The sequence below is a fragment of the Commensalibacter sp. B14384M2 genome (assembly GCF_016101865.1).
Taxonomy (GTDB): Bacteria; Pseudomonadota; Alphaproteobacteria; order Acetobacterales; family Acetobacteraceae; genus Commensalibacter; species Commensalibacter melissae.
In genome coordinates this window covers 789,096-805,625 of the sequence record NZ_JACFPS010000001.1, presented here as the reverse complement: position 1 = coordinate 805,625, position 16,530 = coordinate 789,096, and the positions used below count along the sequence as shown (strand labels likewise).

Annotated in this window: 14 protein-coding genes and 1 tRNA gene; 6 read left to right on the top strand and 9 right to left on the bottom strand. The window is 36.8% G+C overall.

Features of this window, described 5'->3' with window-relative positions; translation table 11 throughout:
* Positions 1–10: 10 nt before the first annotated feature.
* From dnaN to mutM, 4 genes are all read right to left on the bottom strand, one after another.
* Positions 11–1,135: a DNA polymerase III subunit beta gene (dnaN, locus tag H3R33_RS03795; RefSeq protein WP_198185353.1), complete on the bottom strand. Its 1,125-nt coding sequence runs from the start codon at positions 1,133–1,135 to the stop codon at positions 11–13.
* A gap of 96 nt (positions 1,136–1,231) precedes the next feature.
* Positions 1,232–2,773: a chromosomal replication initiator protein DnaA gene (gene dnaA, locus H3R33_RS03790; RefSeq protein ID WP_198185352.1), complete on the bottom strand. Its 1,542-nt coding sequence runs from the start codon at positions 2,771–2,773 to the stop codon at positions 1,232–1,234.
* Between the two features lie 230 nt (positions 2,774–3,003).
* On the bottom strand, positions 3,004–3,273 hold the full coding sequence (rpsT, locus tag H3R33_RS03785; protein WP_110437968.1) for a 30S ribosomal protein S20: 270 nt from the start codon (positions 3,271–3,273) through the stop codon (positions 3,004–3,006).
* A 107-nt stretch (positions 3,274–3,380) separates the two neighbouring features.
* Complete coding sequence (mutM, locus tag H3R33_RS03780) at positions 3,381–4,247, bottom strand: bifunctional DNA-formamidopyrimidine glycosylase/DNA-(apurinic or apyrimidinic site) lyase (RefSeq protein ID WP_198185351.1); 867 nt, start codon at positions 4,245–4,247, stop codon at positions 3,381–3,383.
* Positions 4,248–4,270: 23 nt separating this feature from the next.
* On the opposite strand from mutM, the gene H3R33_RS03775 reads away from it, so the two are divergent.
* The 5 genes from H3R33_RS03775 (at position 4,271) to H3R33_RS03755 (ending at position 9,903) form a co-directional block, all read left to right on the top strand.
* Positions 4,271–5,041, top strand: coding sequence for a class I SAM-dependent methyltransferase (locus tag H3R33_RS03775; protein WP_198185350.1), 771 nt, complete (start codon positions 4,271–4,273; stop codon positions 5,039–5,041).
* Positions 5,042–5,067: 26 nt separating this feature from the next.
* A complete protein-coding gene (gene coaBC / locus H3R33_RS03770; protein WP_198185349.1) occupies positions 5,068–6,285 on the top strand; it encodes a bifunctional phosphopantothenoylcysteine decarboxylase/phosphopantothenate--cysteine ligase CoaBC in 1,218 nt (405 codons plus the stop codon).
* Between the two features lie 5 nt (positions 6,286–6,290).
* Positions 6,291–6,749, top strand: a complete 459-nt coding sequence (gene dut, locus H3R33_RS03765; RefSeq protein WP_122123561.1) for a dUTP diphosphatase — start codon at positions 6,291–6,293, stop codon at positions 6,747–6,749.
* A gap of 87 nt (positions 6,750–6,836) precedes the next feature.
* Positions 6,837–8,561 carry an ABC transporter permease subunit gene (locus H3R33_RS03760; protein ID WP_198185348.1) on the top strand — a complete coding sequence of 575 codons (1,725 nt, stop codon included), beginning with the start codon at positions 6,837–6,839 and terminating at the stop codon, positions 8,559–8,561.
* Positions 8,562–8,571: 10 nt separating this feature from the next.
* Positions 8,572–9,903 carry an AAA-associated domain-containing protein gene (locus H3R33_RS03755; RefSeq protein WP_110437974.1) on the top strand — a complete coding sequence of 444 codons (1,332 nt, stop codon included), beginning with the start codon at positions 8,572–8,574 and terminating at the stop codon, positions 9,901–9,903.
* A gap of 2 nt (positions 9,904–9,905) precedes the next feature.
* Here the strand turns inward: H3R33_RS03755 and msrA are convergent, their stop codons facing one another.
* From msrA to H3R33_RS03735, 4 genes are all read right to left on the bottom strand, one after another.
* A complete protein-coding gene (msrA, locus tag H3R33_RS03750; RefSeq protein ID WP_198185347.1) occupies positions 9,906–10,463 on the bottom strand; it encodes a peptide-methionine (S)-S-oxide reductase MsrA in 558 nt (185 codons plus the stop codon).
* Positions 10,464–10,589: 126 nt separating this feature from the next.
* Positions 10,590–13,271, bottom strand: coding sequence for a valine--tRNA ligase (locus tag H3R33_RS03745; protein WP_198185346.1), 2,682 nt, complete (start codon positions 13,269–13,271; stop codon positions 10,590–10,592).
* Between the two features lie 31 nt (positions 13,272–13,302).
* Positions 13,303–14,766, bottom strand: a complete 1,464-nt coding sequence (locus H3R33_RS03740; protein ID WP_110437977.1) for a TolC family outer membrane protein — start codon at positions 14,764–14,766, stop codon at positions 13,303–13,305.
* Between the two features lie 54 nt (positions 14,767–14,820).
* Positions 14,821–15,468 carry a protein-L-isoaspartate O-methyltransferase gene (locus tag H3R33_RS03735; RefSeq protein ID WP_122123565.1) on the bottom strand — a complete coding sequence of 216 codons (648 nt, stop codon included), beginning with the start codon at positions 15,466–15,468 and terminating at the stop codon, positions 14,821–14,823.
* Between the two features lie 136 nt (positions 15,469–15,604).
* Here H3R33_RS03735 and H3R33_RS03730 point away from each other — a divergent pair.
* Positions 15,605–15,679 (top strand) — tRNA-Cys (locus tag H3R33_RS03730).
* Between the two features lie 4 nt (positions 15,680–15,683).
* On the opposite strand, the gene H3R33_RS03725 is transcribed toward H3R33_RS03730, so the two are convergent.
* Positions 15,684–16,517, bottom strand: a complete 834-nt coding sequence (locus H3R33_RS03725; protein WP_198185345.1) for an SDR family oxidoreductase — start codon at positions 16,515–16,517, stop codon at positions 15,684–15,686.
* Between the last annotated feature and the right edge of the window lie 13 nt (positions 16,518–16,530).

Sequence of the window (16,530 nt, the reverse complement as noted above, 5' to 3'; positions counted from 1 at the left end):
AATAAGAATATTAAACCCGCATTGGCATTAATACATATAATGCAGAAGGATCATCAACATCACGAACAATTGTCGGGGCTGAATTGTCAGCAAGAATAAATTCTACCTGATTGTCAATCTGGTCGGTTATGTCATTTAAATATCGTGCTTGAAATCCAATTTCCAACGGCGTGGATTCATATTGAACTTGTGAACCGTCAAGTTCTTCCTTTGCATTGCCTTGGTCAACGCTGCTCGCAGATAAAACAAGGGAATTGTTATCCAAAGACAATTTGACTGGACGAGATCTTTCCATACTAATTGCAGCCACTCTTGCCACAGCTGTAGCAAAATCTTGTTTTCCAACCCGTAAAACCTTTGTATTGTTTTTGGGAATGACCCTTTCATATTCCGGAAATGTACCATCAATTAACTTGGACGTTAATGTGACACTTCCAAAATTTAACTGAATACGGGTATCAGATAACATGATCTGGATATTTTCTTCCGCTTCTTCCAGCAATTTATATATTTCATATATAGTCTTGCGGGGTATTATTATACCAGGTATGTTTTTTGCACCTTCAGGCATTGTACATTCGACCTTGGCTAGACGATGACCATCAGTTGCGACAGCGCATAATTTATTTTCGTTTTCACTGTTTGTAATATGAAAATATATGCCGTTTAAATAGTAGCGCGTTTCTTCAGTTGAAATAGCAAATCTTGTCTGTTCAATAAGTTTTCTGAGCACCTCAGTTGAAATCTGAAAATTATGGGGAAAATCACCAGACGTCATGGAAGGAAATTCTTCTACATCCAATACATTCAGGCTGGTTACATACTTACCCGCCTTTAGCGATAATGGCATATCAATACTTGTATGGGTCAGTTCGATTATAGCACTGTCAGGCAGCTTGCGTACAATTTCATATAAAACCGAAGCCGGTGCCGTAACAGCGCCATTTTCCAATGATTCTGCTTGAATGGTTTCAACAATTGCGATTTCCATATCTGTCGCAGTTAATGTCATTTGTCCATCCTGAACCTCAATTAAAACATTGGCAAGAATGGGAATAGTATTACGTTTTTCAGCCACACTTTGAATATGCGCCAGGGCCTTAAGTAATATTGTACGATCAACCTTTAGTTTCATTAACTAAAACCTATTCAAGATATATATAAACAATATAAAATGCTATAAATTATAATGTTTAGCAGTATTCTAAAACAAATACCACAGGAAAATGTCTTAAGTTTCCAACATTCTGCGAAGTAACTCCACATCTTCAGCAAATGAAGAATCTTTTTCCATCAATTCAGCCACTCTACTAATGGCATGCATCACGGTAGTATGATCCCTGTTCCCGAATTTTCTGCCAATTTCAGGTAATGACCTGCTTGTTAATTGTTTTGCCAAATACATTGCGATCTGTCTTGGTCGTGCAACTGCACGGGCTCGTCGGGCAGATGTCATGTCCGTTTGACGAATATTGCAGTGTTCAGCAACCTTTCTTTGAATTTCCTCAATTGTAACACGTCGTTCATGGGATTTTAAGATATCATGAAGAACTTCTTGGGTTGCTTCCAGTGTTATGGGACGTCCGAAAAGATTTGCATGTGCGATTAAACGGTTTAGAGCTCCTTCAAGCTCTCTTACATTTGTAGTAATTTTATGAGCCAGAAATTCCATTACTTTTGGTGAGATAACTACCTTGGCGGATGCCGCCTTAGCTTCTAGAATGGAAATTCTTAATTCATAAGTTGTAGCATGAATATCAGCAACCATTCCGCACCCTAATCGTGTACGCAAACGATCTTCCAGCCCCGATAAATCAGAAGGTGATTTATCGGCAGATACGATGATTTGGCGACCCGCATCAATCAAGGCATTGAATGTATGGAAAAATTCCTCTTGTGTATTGTCTTTGCCAATTAAAAACTGTAAATCATCAATCATCAAAACATCAACCGATCGCAATTCTTCCTTAAATTCTATTGTGGATTGAGAACGAATAGAGGCAATAAAACGGTACATAAATTTTTCAGCTGACATATAGGAAATTGAAATGTTTCCTGCCTTTGCCAATTCAAATCCGATTGCATGCATCAAATGGGTCTTACCCAATCCTACCCCACCATATAGAAATAATGGATTAAACCCTGTGCTTGAAGGGCATTCAGCCACTCTTCTTGAACACGCATAGGCAAATTCATTTGGTTTACCGACTATAAAATTTTCGAAGGTAAATCGTGGATCTAACTGTAAATGTAAAGGAAGCTTATCTTCTTCTTTTGCCTTATCTCCCAAACTGGTATCATTATTAATAACATTTATAGAATGGGCTTCCTTAACATGATTGAGTTTAGTATCTGATTTTTGTTGGTTTGAGAATTCTGTTTTAATATTATCTATGCCAGAATATTTTTCCGCATCGGAACTGTTTTTATGAGATAAAATTTGATCATTTTCAATTTTTGAAGCCAGTTTTAACTCTACTCGACGAATTTGAGGCAGTTCAGCATGCCATAACTGACTTAACTTATTGTTGTATTGAGCTCTAACCCAATCTCTTAGAAAACGGGTGGGTAGATATAAGGTCAGTTCATCTTCATCAATTGCGCCAAGCGTTATTTGCTTCAACCATGTACGATATTCCACCTCACCAACTTCAACCTGCAGGCGGCTACAAATACGCCCCCAATGTATTTCCAATATTGATTTAAGCGTATTGGGGTCTGCATCCTGAAGCGATAATTTAAATTCTTGAGATTCGTTTGTGGGTTCGGACATACGTGAAGAAAACTTATTGAATATGAAAAGTAAGCAGATGTTTTATAACGGTTTCTTTAAAATACACCTCTTTTATACTTTTATAAAGTACCAAAATTTTCCTGATTATAATTTATTATTTCAACATTTAAAGTAAAAAAACCCGATGAATGATATTCATTCGTCGGTTTTCTTTTATAAAGCGAGTTACAGCAAAATGTGTAATTTGCTGTATATATTTAAGCCAATAACTAAGCTGTTTTTAAATTCTTGATCTTTCCTGCCAAGCGAGAAATTTTACGAGCAACAGTATTTTTGTGCATAATACCTTTTGTGCATGCTCTTTGCAATTCTGGCTGTGCATGACGAAGTGCTTCAACAGCGCCTTCTTTGTTTCCTGCCAAAAGAGCTTCTTCAACTTTTTTTACAAAAGTACGAACCCGCGACTTGCGAGCCTTATTACGTTCAGTGCGTTTTAAAGTTTGACGTATACGCTTACGCGCAGATGCGATATTCGCCATGGATTTCCTGTTTGTCTATTTTCGTTTAAATGGATTAATACTACACATTAATGCATGTTATTAATAGCTTACTGTTCATACGTCAAGCGAATTATTCAATGATTTTTTCATTTTTGGCAAATTTCGCAATAAAAACTTGAACGCCCTGCCTGAACCGTTCTTTTTATAACTGTTTTTCTTCCCTTTTGTAAACAGTAATTACACAATTCGCCTTTTTTACCATAAACATTCCATTGCATTTGGAAATAACCTTTTTCACCATTTGAATGAACATAATCACGCATACTAGATCCTCCCGCCTCGATCGCTTTAAGCAAAATGGATTGAATGGATTGAATCAATAATAGAATTTCTTGTCTTTTTAATTCACACGCACTTTGAAAAGGTGAAATTCCAGCAAGAAATAAAGATTCACAAACATAGATATTACCTAACCCAGCAATAACACGTTGATCAAGCATTGTATTTTTAATACATTGTTTTTTAAGTTTAAATTTTTCATGAAGATAATCACATAATATCTCCTGGTGAGAGGAAACGTTAATCCCTGTGTCGGGCAAAGGTTCAGGTCCCATCATTTTTAAAAGATTATGTATCGTATTTGTTGGAAACAAATCTATTATTCCAAAACGCCTTGGATCTATAAACTGAAGACATTCACCTTCATGGGTTAATATCGTTAGATGTTCGTGTTTTTGTTTTTCATAACCTGATGATCCAGAAAGTTGCACGATAATTTTTCCAGACATTCCCAAGTGAAATAAAACAGTCAATCCGTTGTTTAATTCCATTAAAATATATTTGCCACGTCTATTAAATTTTACAATTCTGGTATTTGCCAAGCATGTTTCTAATGTTATAGGTATAGATTGACGTAGGTTAATTCGATGGCGTTGAACGCTTTGGATTGTATGATTAGTCAATTTTTTTTCCAATCCACGTCTAATTATTTCTACTTCGGGCAATTCTGGCATAAGTTTTTCTGAAAATTAATCGTATGAAAAATAATAATGATACCGCTTTTCAATCCAACGAACATATTACCGATTTTGGATTTCGACAAGTTAATGATAAAGAAAAACCTTCAATGGTAAAGGCTGTTTTTGATAGTGTCGCACAAAAATATGATATAATGAATGATTTAATGTCATTGGGCATTCATCGGGTTTGGAAACAGATATTTATTCAAGAGCTGCATCCCACCCCCAATTTAACATTACTTGATTTGGCTGGAGGTACAGGGGACATAAGTTTCGGTTGGTTAAATCGTGGAGGTGGCACGGTTTTTTTAACAGATGTTAATTACAGTATGCTTCATGTAGGTCAGGAACGTGCACTTGACCGTGGATATGTGGACAATATCCATCTTTTTTGTGTTGATGGGGAGAAAATTTGTTTGCCTGATCGATCTGTTGATCGTGTAACTATTTCATTTGGCTTGAGAAATTGTACACACAAGAATCAAGTTCTAGAAGAGGCAAGACGGGTATTGAAACCGGGGGGAAGATTTTTATGTCTTGAATTTTCTAAATTGATCATTCCCTTTTTACGCCCTCTATATGATGCATGGTCTTTTCAGGTATTGCCACGTATAGGTCAAATTATTGCCAAGGATCGTGATAGCTACCAATATCTGGCAGAAAGCATTCGTACTTTTCCAGATCAGGAAACACTTAAATCTCTGATGGAACAGGCTGGATTGGAACGTGTTACTTATCAAAACCTTTCCGGTGGTATAGCAGCAATCCATTCAGGTTGGCGCATATAATTAGTTGCAATTTGAAAAAAAATTCCATGGTACCCAAAAACATTTTACTAATCATTTCTGGCGGAATAGCAGCCTATAAAGCTTTAGAACTCATAAGTCTATTTCGCAAAAATCATCATAATGTAAAATGTGTTTTGACGCAATCAGGGGCTGAATTCATCACTCCCCTATCTTTGCAAACCTTAAGTGGCAATGAAGTTTATCAAGATTTATTTTCATTGACCCAAAATCATAATATTGAACATATTTCATTAACCAGAGAAGCGGATCTTATAATTATCTATCCCGCCTCTGCCAATTTGATTGCAAAAATTGCCTTGGGTATTGCCGATAATCTTGCCAGCACTATTATTTTAGCTGCTCCACCAACTATGCCTGTTCTTATTGCTCCGGCAATGAATGTTCATATGTGGGAAAATCCTATTACACAAAATCATATACAAACACTTAAAGAAAGAAATATGGTCATTGCAGGACCCGCAAAAGGAAAGATGGCCTGTGGAGAGTATGGTTATGGACGCCTTATCTCTCCAGATAAATTTATAGATCATATTCGTAATATCTTGGCGCCTGATCGCCCCTTGGAAGGCAAGAAAGCACTTGTCACAGCTGGTCCAACTTTCGAACCGATTGACCCTATCCGTTTTATAGGTAATTATTCATCAGGCAGACAAGGTTATGCCATTGCAGAAAGCTTACGGGATGCTGGTGCAGAGGTTACCCTGATTTCAGGACCCGTATCACTATCACCACCTGACAATATAAACACCGTAAAAGTTAGGACAGCTAATGAAATGCTAGATGCATGTCTTGCACATTTACCTGTAGATATGGCTGTTATGACTGCTGCAGTTTCTGATTGGCGAGTCAGGAATGTTGCCAAACATAAAATCAAAAAGACAGCGGATATTCTCTCACCAATTCTGGAAATGGAAATCAATCCTGATATTCTTGCAAAAATTTCTCAACTTAAAAATAATCGTCCAAAACTTGTTATCGGATTCGCAGCGGAGACTGAAAACCATTTAAAAAATGCAGTTGATAAAAGAATACGTAAAGGTTGCGATTGGATAGTTGTTAACGATGTCCAATCTTCAACAAATATCATGGGGGGCTCAGAAAATGAGGTGACAATTCTGTCATCCTCTGGTAAGCAGCATTTTGAGAGAGCCAGTAAAGAAAAGATTGGATATCTTTTGACGCAGGAAATCATTACATTTTTCAAATCAGAAAATAGGGGGTAATTAACATGTCCTTGGCACCCTTTCCTAGAATTCGAGTAAAAAGGCTGGCACATTCCATGGAACTGCCACTCCCTTCTTATGCAACCATTGGTGCGGCAGGAATGGACTTACTGGCTGCCGTTAATGAACCGATTACAATCTTATCGCAAGAAATAGCGCTTATTCCTACAGGGTTACAGATAGCTTTACCCCATAATTATGAGTTGCAAATCCGTCCCAGATCAGGATTGGCCCTGAAACATGGAATATTACTTCCCAATTCTCCCGGTACGATTGATGAAGATTATCGTGGTGAAGTTAAAGTAATTTTATTGAACACTGGGAAAGAATCCTTTGTGGTCGAACGTGGTATGCGCATTGCACAAGCTATTATAGCCCCAGTTATTCGGGCAGTTTGGGAAGAAACAGATATTCTCGAAGAAACGGAACGATCGTGTGGAGGTTTTGGAAGTACGGGTGTCTGATCATTTTTTATAAAATATGATCGAGTTTAGTGAATAATTATCGTTCAATCTAACAATAAAATACAATTAAGAGGACTAGGCGGGCAAATGAAAAAACAGAATATTCCCGCCAGCGTAACTGTTCAATCGAAACCAAATATTTTTGATGCAATCACCATTATATGTGTGATTGCACTAGGGGTATCGATTGCAACAGCTACACGGCACGTTATACAACCCTTGAATATGCCAAATGCGCAACTTATACACCTGGATCCCATCTATTTGCCAGGATATGCCATGCGTACAACTTTACGCATGTTTGCCGCTCTTTTCGCTTCTTTACTTTTTACCTTTGGATACGCAGTCTTGGCAGCCAAAAGTCGTAAGGCGGAAATGCTGCTAATTCCTGTTCTCGATATATTGCAATCTGTGCCCATTTTAGGGTTTTTAACCTTTACAGTTGTCTTTTTTATGGGATTATTTCCCGGCAAAATTCTTGGTGCCGAACTGGCTGCAATATTTACGATTTTTACCAGTCAGGCGTGGAATATGGCATTTAGTTTGTATCAATCCCTCAAAACGATACCTCCTGATATGGAAGAAGCCGCACGTTGTTTTGGTTTAACTGGATGGCAACGTTTTTGGAAACTGGAAGTTCCATTCGCTATTCCAGGATTGATCTGGAATATGATGATGTCCATGTCCGGTGGCTGGTTCATGATTGTCTATTCAGAAACAATCACTGTTGGAAATACAAACATTGTTTTGCCTGGAATAGGATCGTATGTAGGTATGGCAATTGAACAAAGAAATCTGGTCGCAATTTTTTATGCAATTGGAGCAATGTTGTTTGTTATTTTGGCATATGACCAATTACTATTCCGGCCTCTGGTTGCATGGTCATCAAAATTTAGGTTTGAAACTACACAAAGCGAAACAGACACTGCTCCTTGGTTTTTACGTCTTATACATAAAACCTATTTTATTCGGTGGGTAATGACCATTATTGGTAAATTAATGCATAAGATTGCCAACCTGCCTCTTGGCAGGAAAAATAATTTCTTCAATGAAAAATTCATTGCAACAAAAACATCAGATGTCATTTATATTTCTGTATTATGTTTTCTGGGCATAATCGCTGGTTTTTACATTTATCACACTGTCCATAACCAATTGACCATTCATGAAATTTTATATGTTATCTGGCTGGGATTTTTAACACTTTTAAGAGTTATAAGCATGATAATTCTGGCAAGTATCATTTGGGTACCTGCAGGAATATGGTTGGGATTACGTCCCAAATGGGCAAAAAGAACACAGGTTATCGCGCAATTCATGGCTGCCTTTCCAGCCAATCTGTTTTTTCCGTTTTTTGTTGTTGGAATTGTTCATTTTCACTTAAGTAGTAATATTTGGTTGACGCCATTGATGATATTGGGAACACAATGGTACATTTTATTTAATGTTGTTGGTGGCGCCTCAAATTTTCCCGGTGATTTGAGAGAGGTGGTAAACAATTTACAAATCCATGGAAAACTATGGTGGTTTAAGATTATGTTGCCTGCCATTTTTCCCTATTATGTTACTGGAGCACTCACTGCATGTGGAGGAGCTTGGAATGCTTCCATCGCTGCAGAATTAGCAAGTTGGGGCAATACAACCTTGATTGCTGAAGGTTTGGGATCATATATCGCACTTGCAACAGAAATGGGCAATACATTTAAGGTCGGACTTGGCATGGTTGTAATGTCGGCCTTTGTCATTCTTTTCAATCGGATTGTCTGGCATCCTTTATATAGTTTTGCGCAACGACGCTTGTCCTTTATCTAAGGAAAAAACCATGAATCAAAAACAGGATATTTTACTTCAAATCAAGAATTGTCAAAAATCATATAAAAAAGATAATAATTCTGAATTGGTGGTTTTAGATAACGTCAATTTAACCTTGAAACAAGGGGAGATTGTCGGATTATTGGGACGCTCTGGCTCTGGAAAATCCACTTTATTGAGAATTATTGCTGGTTTAACCCCACCAAGCAAAGGAGAGGTAAAATGGAAAAACCAATTATTGTCAGGTCCGGCAAAGGATGTAGCAATGGTTTTTCAATCTTTCGCTCTTTTTCCATGGTTGACTGTACAAGATAATGTTCAGTTGGGACTTGAAGCAAAAAACACCCCACGAAAAAATATGGAACAGTTAAGTGAAGAGGCAATAGATCTTATTGGTTTAGGGGGTTATGAAAAGGCTTACCCAAAAGAGCTTTCGGGTGGAATGCGTCAACGTGTTGGATTGGCAAGAGCGTTGGTAGTGCATCCAGATCTTTTATTGATGGATGAACCTTTTTCTGCCCTTGATGTTCTTACAGCTGAAAATTTAAGAACTGATCTTATTGAACTGTGGGTAGAAAAAAAATTACCAGTAAAATCCATTTTGATTGTTACACATAGTATCGAGGAAGCTGTATTGATGTGTGACCGTTTACTTATATTTTCTTCAAATCCGGGTACAATTGCCCACGAGTTGGAAGTTACGTTTCCTCATCCCCGTAATCGGGAAGATCCGGCTTTTCGACAATTTGTTGACCGGATTTATATTCTCATGACTCATCGTGATCCAATCAATGTCGATCCAAACAATATCGATATGAAACAAGCGGTAAATAATCGTTATGCAGCGCTTCCACGTATGTCAATGAATCTTATGATCGGTATGATGGAAACATTATATACAGAACCCTATTGTGGAAAGGCAGATTTGCCTCAATTGGCCAAGAGTCTGCAAATGGAGCTGGATGATTTACTGCCTATTGGTGAAACCTTGCAAATGCTTGAATTCGCTGATATGGCCGAAGGTGATATCCGCCTAACTGAATTGGGAAAAAAACTTGTTAATTCTGAATTGGAAGAACGTAAGGATATATTCCGTAAGAGTTTGATAAAGAATGTTTCATTGATTCGTTCGATACGTTCCATTCTGGATGAACGACCCAACCATAGAGCAAGTGCTGAAAGGTTCCGCGATGAATTGACTGATACCATGTCACCAAATTCAGCACGTCAGACTTTGTTAACCATTATTGGTTGGGTCAGATATGCAGAAATTTTTGATTTTGATGAGGAAACTGACCAGTTTTTCCTTGATGAAGATGACAAGAATATTGATAAATCATAATATTATTTTTTTAGGTAGTCGATAAATTTCTGTCGGAATTTTCGGACTTTTGGTTCAATTACAGCCTGACAATAAGCCTCTTCAGGATGTAATTCAAAATAATTTTGATGTTCTTTTTCAGCTGGATAGAATTTATTCAGCATTTTAATTTCTGTTACAATTGGATTTTTCCATATTTTTTCATCTTGAATTTCTTTTTTAACTTTATAGGCAATTTTTTCCTGCTCTACAGATGCGGGTAAAATTATTGAACGATATTGCGAACCGATATCTCCACCTTGTCGATCTTTCGTCGTGGGATCGTGAATAACAAAAAATAATTTTAATATGTTATCAAGACTAATAGTATCAGGATCATAAATGATTTTTACCACTTCGGCATGCCCAGTTTGATTAGTGCATACCTCCTTATAAGTTGGGTTTTCAGTATATCCTCCTGAATAACCCGGTATAATAGTACGGATACCCTTAACATTTTTTAAAATTGCTTCTATACACCAAAAACATCCGCCACCCAAAACTATATTGTTTGTTAATTGATTTTTTTCATTTCCATGCATATTTTTTCCTTTATACAAGATAAATTTTTTTGATGAATAATCAATTATAATATTTGTAAATATTTGTACAATTAAAAGGATATTGAATTACCTTTTCAACATCCTTAATAGTTGAAAATTTTACTTTTAATTTAAATGCAATAAAGCGGTTTTAAATCGCTTTTCAGATTTTACCAACTGTTTTAACCGTTCACGATTTTCTTCAATAATTTCAGGTCTTGCCTTACTAAGAAAATTCTGGTTGGATAATTTTTTATTCAGCTGTTCAATTTCCAATGCAATTTTTTCGATTTCCTTTGTTAAGCGTTCTTTTTCTTTCTTTATATCAATAATGCCTTGTAAGGGTAAGACCAAAATTGTATCATCTATAATTGTTTGAATCGAACCAGATGGTATTTCATTCTGTAATTTGGCAATAGATTGCACTCTGGCCATTCTGCCAATGGCATCTGACCATTGTTCAATAATTTGGAAATATTTTTGATCAATATCTTTAACCAGAACAGGTATTAGTTTTGCTGGCGGGATATTCATTTCAGCTTTTAAAACACGAATTTCAGTTATTAATTTTATTATAAAATCTATTTCATCATTTGCCTTTTGAGAAATAGCTGTCTCCAATTCATAACTTTTTGGCCATGAAGACGTGATCAGGCTTCCTTTTTTACCAAATCCAAATTCAGCCCAAATAATTTCTGTTACAAACGGAATAACGGGATGTAAAATTTTTAACAAATTCTTTAATACAAAAGCAGTGATTGTTCTAACTTCTTTTACTGTATCGTGGTTATTTTTTTGAAACGCCGATTTTGCAAATTCTAAAAACCAATCACAAAATTTATCCCATGTAAAATGATAACAAACAGAAGCATATTCATCATAACGAAAATTATCCAGAGCAGCTGTGGCCTGTCTAATCGTTTTTGATAATTCTGCTAAAATCCATTGATTTAGGGATAACTGAATATCGGATGGTGAATATTCAGTATTTTCAGTCACTTGATTCATTTCGCAAAATCGTGCAGCATTCCATAACTTGGTGATGAATGTACGATATTCCTCAATACGTTTTTTACTTAGTTTGATATCTCGACCCGGCCCTGTCAAAGCGCAAATAGTGAATCGCATTGCATCAGCACCGAACTCGTCGATTATTTCAATAGGATCAATACCATTCCCTTTGGTTTTGGACATTTTTTGACCTTTTTCGTCACGTACAAGTCCATGTAAATAAATGGTTTTAAAGGGAATATCTTTCATAAAATGCATTCCCATCATCATCATTCTCGCAACCCAAAAGAAAATGATATCAAAACCTGTTATTAACACGTTTCCGGGATAATAACGGTCTAATTCTATTGTTTCATTTGGCCACCCCAATGTCGAAAATGGCCACAATGCGGATGAAAACCATGTATCCAAAACATCTTCATCTCTTCGTAATTCCTGCTCACATCCATAATATTTTAATGCTTGCTGTTTAGCCTCGTTTTCATCATAGGCTACAAAAACAGTATTATCAGGACCATACCACGCGGGTATTTGATGCCCCCACCATAATTGGCGACTTATACACCAGGGTTGCAGATCCCTCATCCAAGCAAAAAAAGTGTTTTCCCATTGTTTGGGAACGAATTTCATCCTTCCCGATTGTACCGCCCTGATAGCAGGTTCAGAAAGCGTTTTTGCGTCACAATACCATTGTGTGGTTAATCTAGGTTCAATAACTGCCCCTCCACGTTCAGCATGAGGAACCTGATGTTTATGCGATTCTATTTTTTCAATATATTCAAGCCTTTTTAATTCTTCGACAATGATTTTACGTGCTTTATCACGAGGTAATGATTGTAAAGAACATATAAAATCTGATTTTTCATTTTCAGATAACTCATTTAGATCAATTGCTGCACTTTCATCCAAAATTGTTATCAATTTCAGGTTGTGACGACGACCTACTTCAAAATCATTAAAATCATGAGCAGGTGTAATTTTCACTGCTCCTGTACCTTTTTCAGGATCTGAATATTCATCGGCAACAATTATAATTTCACGATTAGTTAATGGAACAACAACTTTTTTGCCTATCAGATCTTTATAACGGTCATCTTCTGGATGAACAGCGATTGCAGTATCACCCAACATTGTTTCTGGACGAGTTGTTGCAATAATGATAAATTGAGTATTATCCTCTACTAACGGGTATTTGATATACCAGAGATTTCCCTGTATTTCTCTATTTTCGACTTCAAGATCGGAAACGGCAGATCTGAAAACAGGATCCCAGTTCACCAAACGCTTATCCTGATAAATCAACCCTTCTCGATAAAGCGTGATGAAGACTTTTTTAACAGCTTCAGACAAACCTTCATCCATTGTAAAGCGCTCTCTCCTCCAATCAAGAGATGCACCAACCCGTCTCAATTGTTGGGTAATTTGACCACCAGATTCCTCTTTCCATTGCCAGACACGTTCAATAAATTTTTCCCTACCCAAGATTTTACGATCAATGCCTTGAGCTGTTAATTGACGATCAACAACCAATTGAGTCGAAATACCGGCATGATCCGTACCTGGTTGCCACAACACATCATATCCCTGCATACGACGAAACCTTACAAGGGTATCCTGTAAGGTCATCGTTAGGGCATGTCCTATGTGCAAGGTACCCGTCACATTTGGTGGCGGGATCATTATGGCAAAAGGTTTTCTTTCATTTATTTCCGGGTTGGCTGAAAAAGAACCATTTTTTTCCCATATATGGTATAAATCGTTTTCACAAGCAGATGGATTAAATTTTTTATCTAACATTTATTATATTTATTATACTAAAGAAAAATTATTAACGTCCAGGTTGATCCTGTGCGTAGTCACTCATACCCCACCATCTGTTTTTAACAGCATTATAATATGCTGTATAATCATAATGGGGAACATTCAGTTTAAGGTCTTGTGCCGTTAAACGCCCAATGGCTGAAGCAATACTATAAGATGCCGTTACCATTGAGCTTAAATTCTGAATAAGTGTGGTTTGTGAATTTAACAAGGTTTGTTGCTGTTGTAACATTTCCAATGTTGTACTTGTTCCAACAACAGCCTGTTTTTCAACACCAGCCAAAGCAATGATATTTGACGCAATGGCGGCACGGTTGCTTGCTATGGCCGCTTTGGCTGCCATTAATTTTTGCCAGTTTGTAGAGGCAAGCTGCATGGCACTTCTTCGTTGAGAACTGACTTGACGATGTGCAGCCTGAGCCAACTGTTTTGCTTCACGTATTTTAGAATATTCCGCACCACTTTGATAAATGGGAATGTTTAATTGCAACATACCCATTTTTTGATCTGATGTATTTTGTCCTACTCCTTGATTGACCATGCGTTGATAGGATAAAGAAGCATTAAGCTTAGGCATAATTTCCGATATAGCCACATTTACATCATCTTTTTGTGATGCTTCAGTAAACAGGGCTGAAATCACGTCTGGATTGTTTGATGCTGCCTGTGCAATTGCTTCCTGTTCTGTTTTGATCGGTAAAATCAGAGGTTGAGGTGGTTTAAGATTAGGAGCTGGCGCAATCCCCACAACTTGGGTATAGGTTGCCTCAGCACCACGCAAATCTCCTTCAGTCGTTTGACGCTGTGCTCGTGCTGCGGCTAATGCCGCTTCCGCCTGTGCAGAATCGGTTCGCGTAACTTCTCCAAGATTAAAACGCTGATGTGTGGCCTTGACCTGTTCAGCCAGAATTTTTTCATTGTTAATATTAATCTGTAACAGCTGCTGATATTGTATAACAGCTACATAAGCATCAATAACCTTACTAAAAACCTTTTGTTCAGTTGATAAAAGTTTTGCCCTTTCAGCCATGACCTTGTTTATTGCCTCATGCGTTTGAGCAGTCGTTTTCCCACCCTGATAAATAGGTTGTGTTATATTAACATTTGCACCATATCCAAGTCGTCCACCTGATTTTTGTTCTGTAGTAGATTTAGGATAATGAACTCCTGCAGCACCTAATGCCGGTTCAGAAACACCTAAGTTATAACCCTCTGTCACAACACCAGTCAAACCAGTCGTGATAGTCGGTCTCCAACCTGCATGTGCTGTCGAAACCTGTTCATCCACGGCTCTCAAGCTGGCACGTTCCTGTTGCAAATCTGGATTGGTTAAATAAGCTGTCGCCAGAGCTTCTTCAAGCGTATGCGGAATAAAACTTGGCATACCTGATCCATCATAATTTTGAGCATATACAGTAGTCGATGCAAAAAATGTTAATAAACTTATTCCAAAATTACGATTGACGATCATGATAATACCTTATTAATAACACTTTAAAATAAAATAGCAGCTAAAAAATATTAATTATTTCATGAATTCTGGTAAATAAGGTAAGGCAGCATAAAAACTTTTTTGTATTACTATACCTTCATCAGTCTTTTTTGCTGTAACTGCATGACCTATATCACCATCTTTTTTTAATACCGTAATAATATGACCATTTTTATTTAATTGATCAATCAGTTTTTTTGAAATTTCCTTAATACAGCCGTCAATTATTATGGCATCATAAAATTTATTTTTTGGATATCCATCCTGTAATATTCCATCACACCATTGCACGTCAGATGCATATTCATTACAGAATTTTTTTCCAATAACAGACAACTTTTCATTTTCTTCCAGTGCATATACTTCCGCACCCATTAAGGAAATAATGGCTGAAAGATATCCAGTCCCTGCACCAATAACCAATATTTTTTGCTTTGCCTCAATATTTGCTAGTTGAACAAGTCTGGCGAGCACTCTTGGCTCACTAAGATACCGTTGATCAAAAAGTGAAATATTAATATCTGAATAAGCCATTTCTTTTTGGTTATTCAGAACACAATATTCGCGTGGTAAAACACGCATTATTTCTATTAATTTAACATGACTGACTTCAGCTGGACGTAACTGATTTTCAATCATGTTTTGCCGGGCCTGAACAAAATCAAAATTCGGATGGGTCATTGTTTATAAAATCTCTATATCTATGCTTTCAAAATTAATACCATGAACTACTCAAATATGAAAAGTAAAGTTTTTATACATTTTTTTCTTGACCTTTTTACCAATTTCATTGATATAGGCAATAGCTTGATCAAATGGTCCGGTGGCAGAGTGGCTCATGCAGCGGATTGCAAATCCGTTTACGGGGGTTCAATTCCCTCCCGGACCTCCAGATCTCAAGATTGTTTCACTTTAAGACGAGAGAGAATAAAGTCTTTTAATCTGTTAGGCATAACAAGATCAATCCATTTTAGATAAACAAACAATTTAGGCATAATTAGCTCTGTTTTTCCCTCATCAACCGCTTTAATTATTTTTTGAGTTGCGGTTTCTAATGAAATCATAAAAGGTTTGTTACATTCCAACCTTTGGCTCATGGGTGTATCGACAAATCCAGGAGTGATTAAAGTGATTTTTATATTCCATTTTTTCACGGAAATTCTCAAAGAATCAACAAAACGACTTAAACCGGCTTTTGAACTACTATAGGCAGTTGCAAAAGGCAATGAATGAAATGCAGCAACCGAACCGACAAAGACCAATTGTCCATAAATTCCACGATCAATCATTTGTTGAGCTATTTTATTACCCATGACACATGGTGTTACATAATTCAAATGCATCAGTTTCAATAATAACTCATCACTTTCCAAATTGTTTTTATCCTCCCTTATATCCCCTGAACCGGCAGCCATGATTGCCATATCAATTGTATAATTGATTAATAATGTTTCCAGTTGGCGTAAGCTATTTTTTGAATCTGCAAGATCGATACTAAATATTTGAACCTTTGCCCCTTTGTTTAGACATAATTGTGCCGTTCTATCCAACTTTTCTTGAGAACGACCCCATAAAAAAAGAGTTTTGCCTTTGTTTGCACATGCTATTGCCAACGATTGGCCTATTCCACTGGAAGCCCCGGTAATCAGAATATTTTTTGCAGAATTAAATTGAGTTTTTGATTGATAATTTAAGGTTTGATTGTTTTTTGATAAATTTATATCTATCAAGACAAAATCCTTT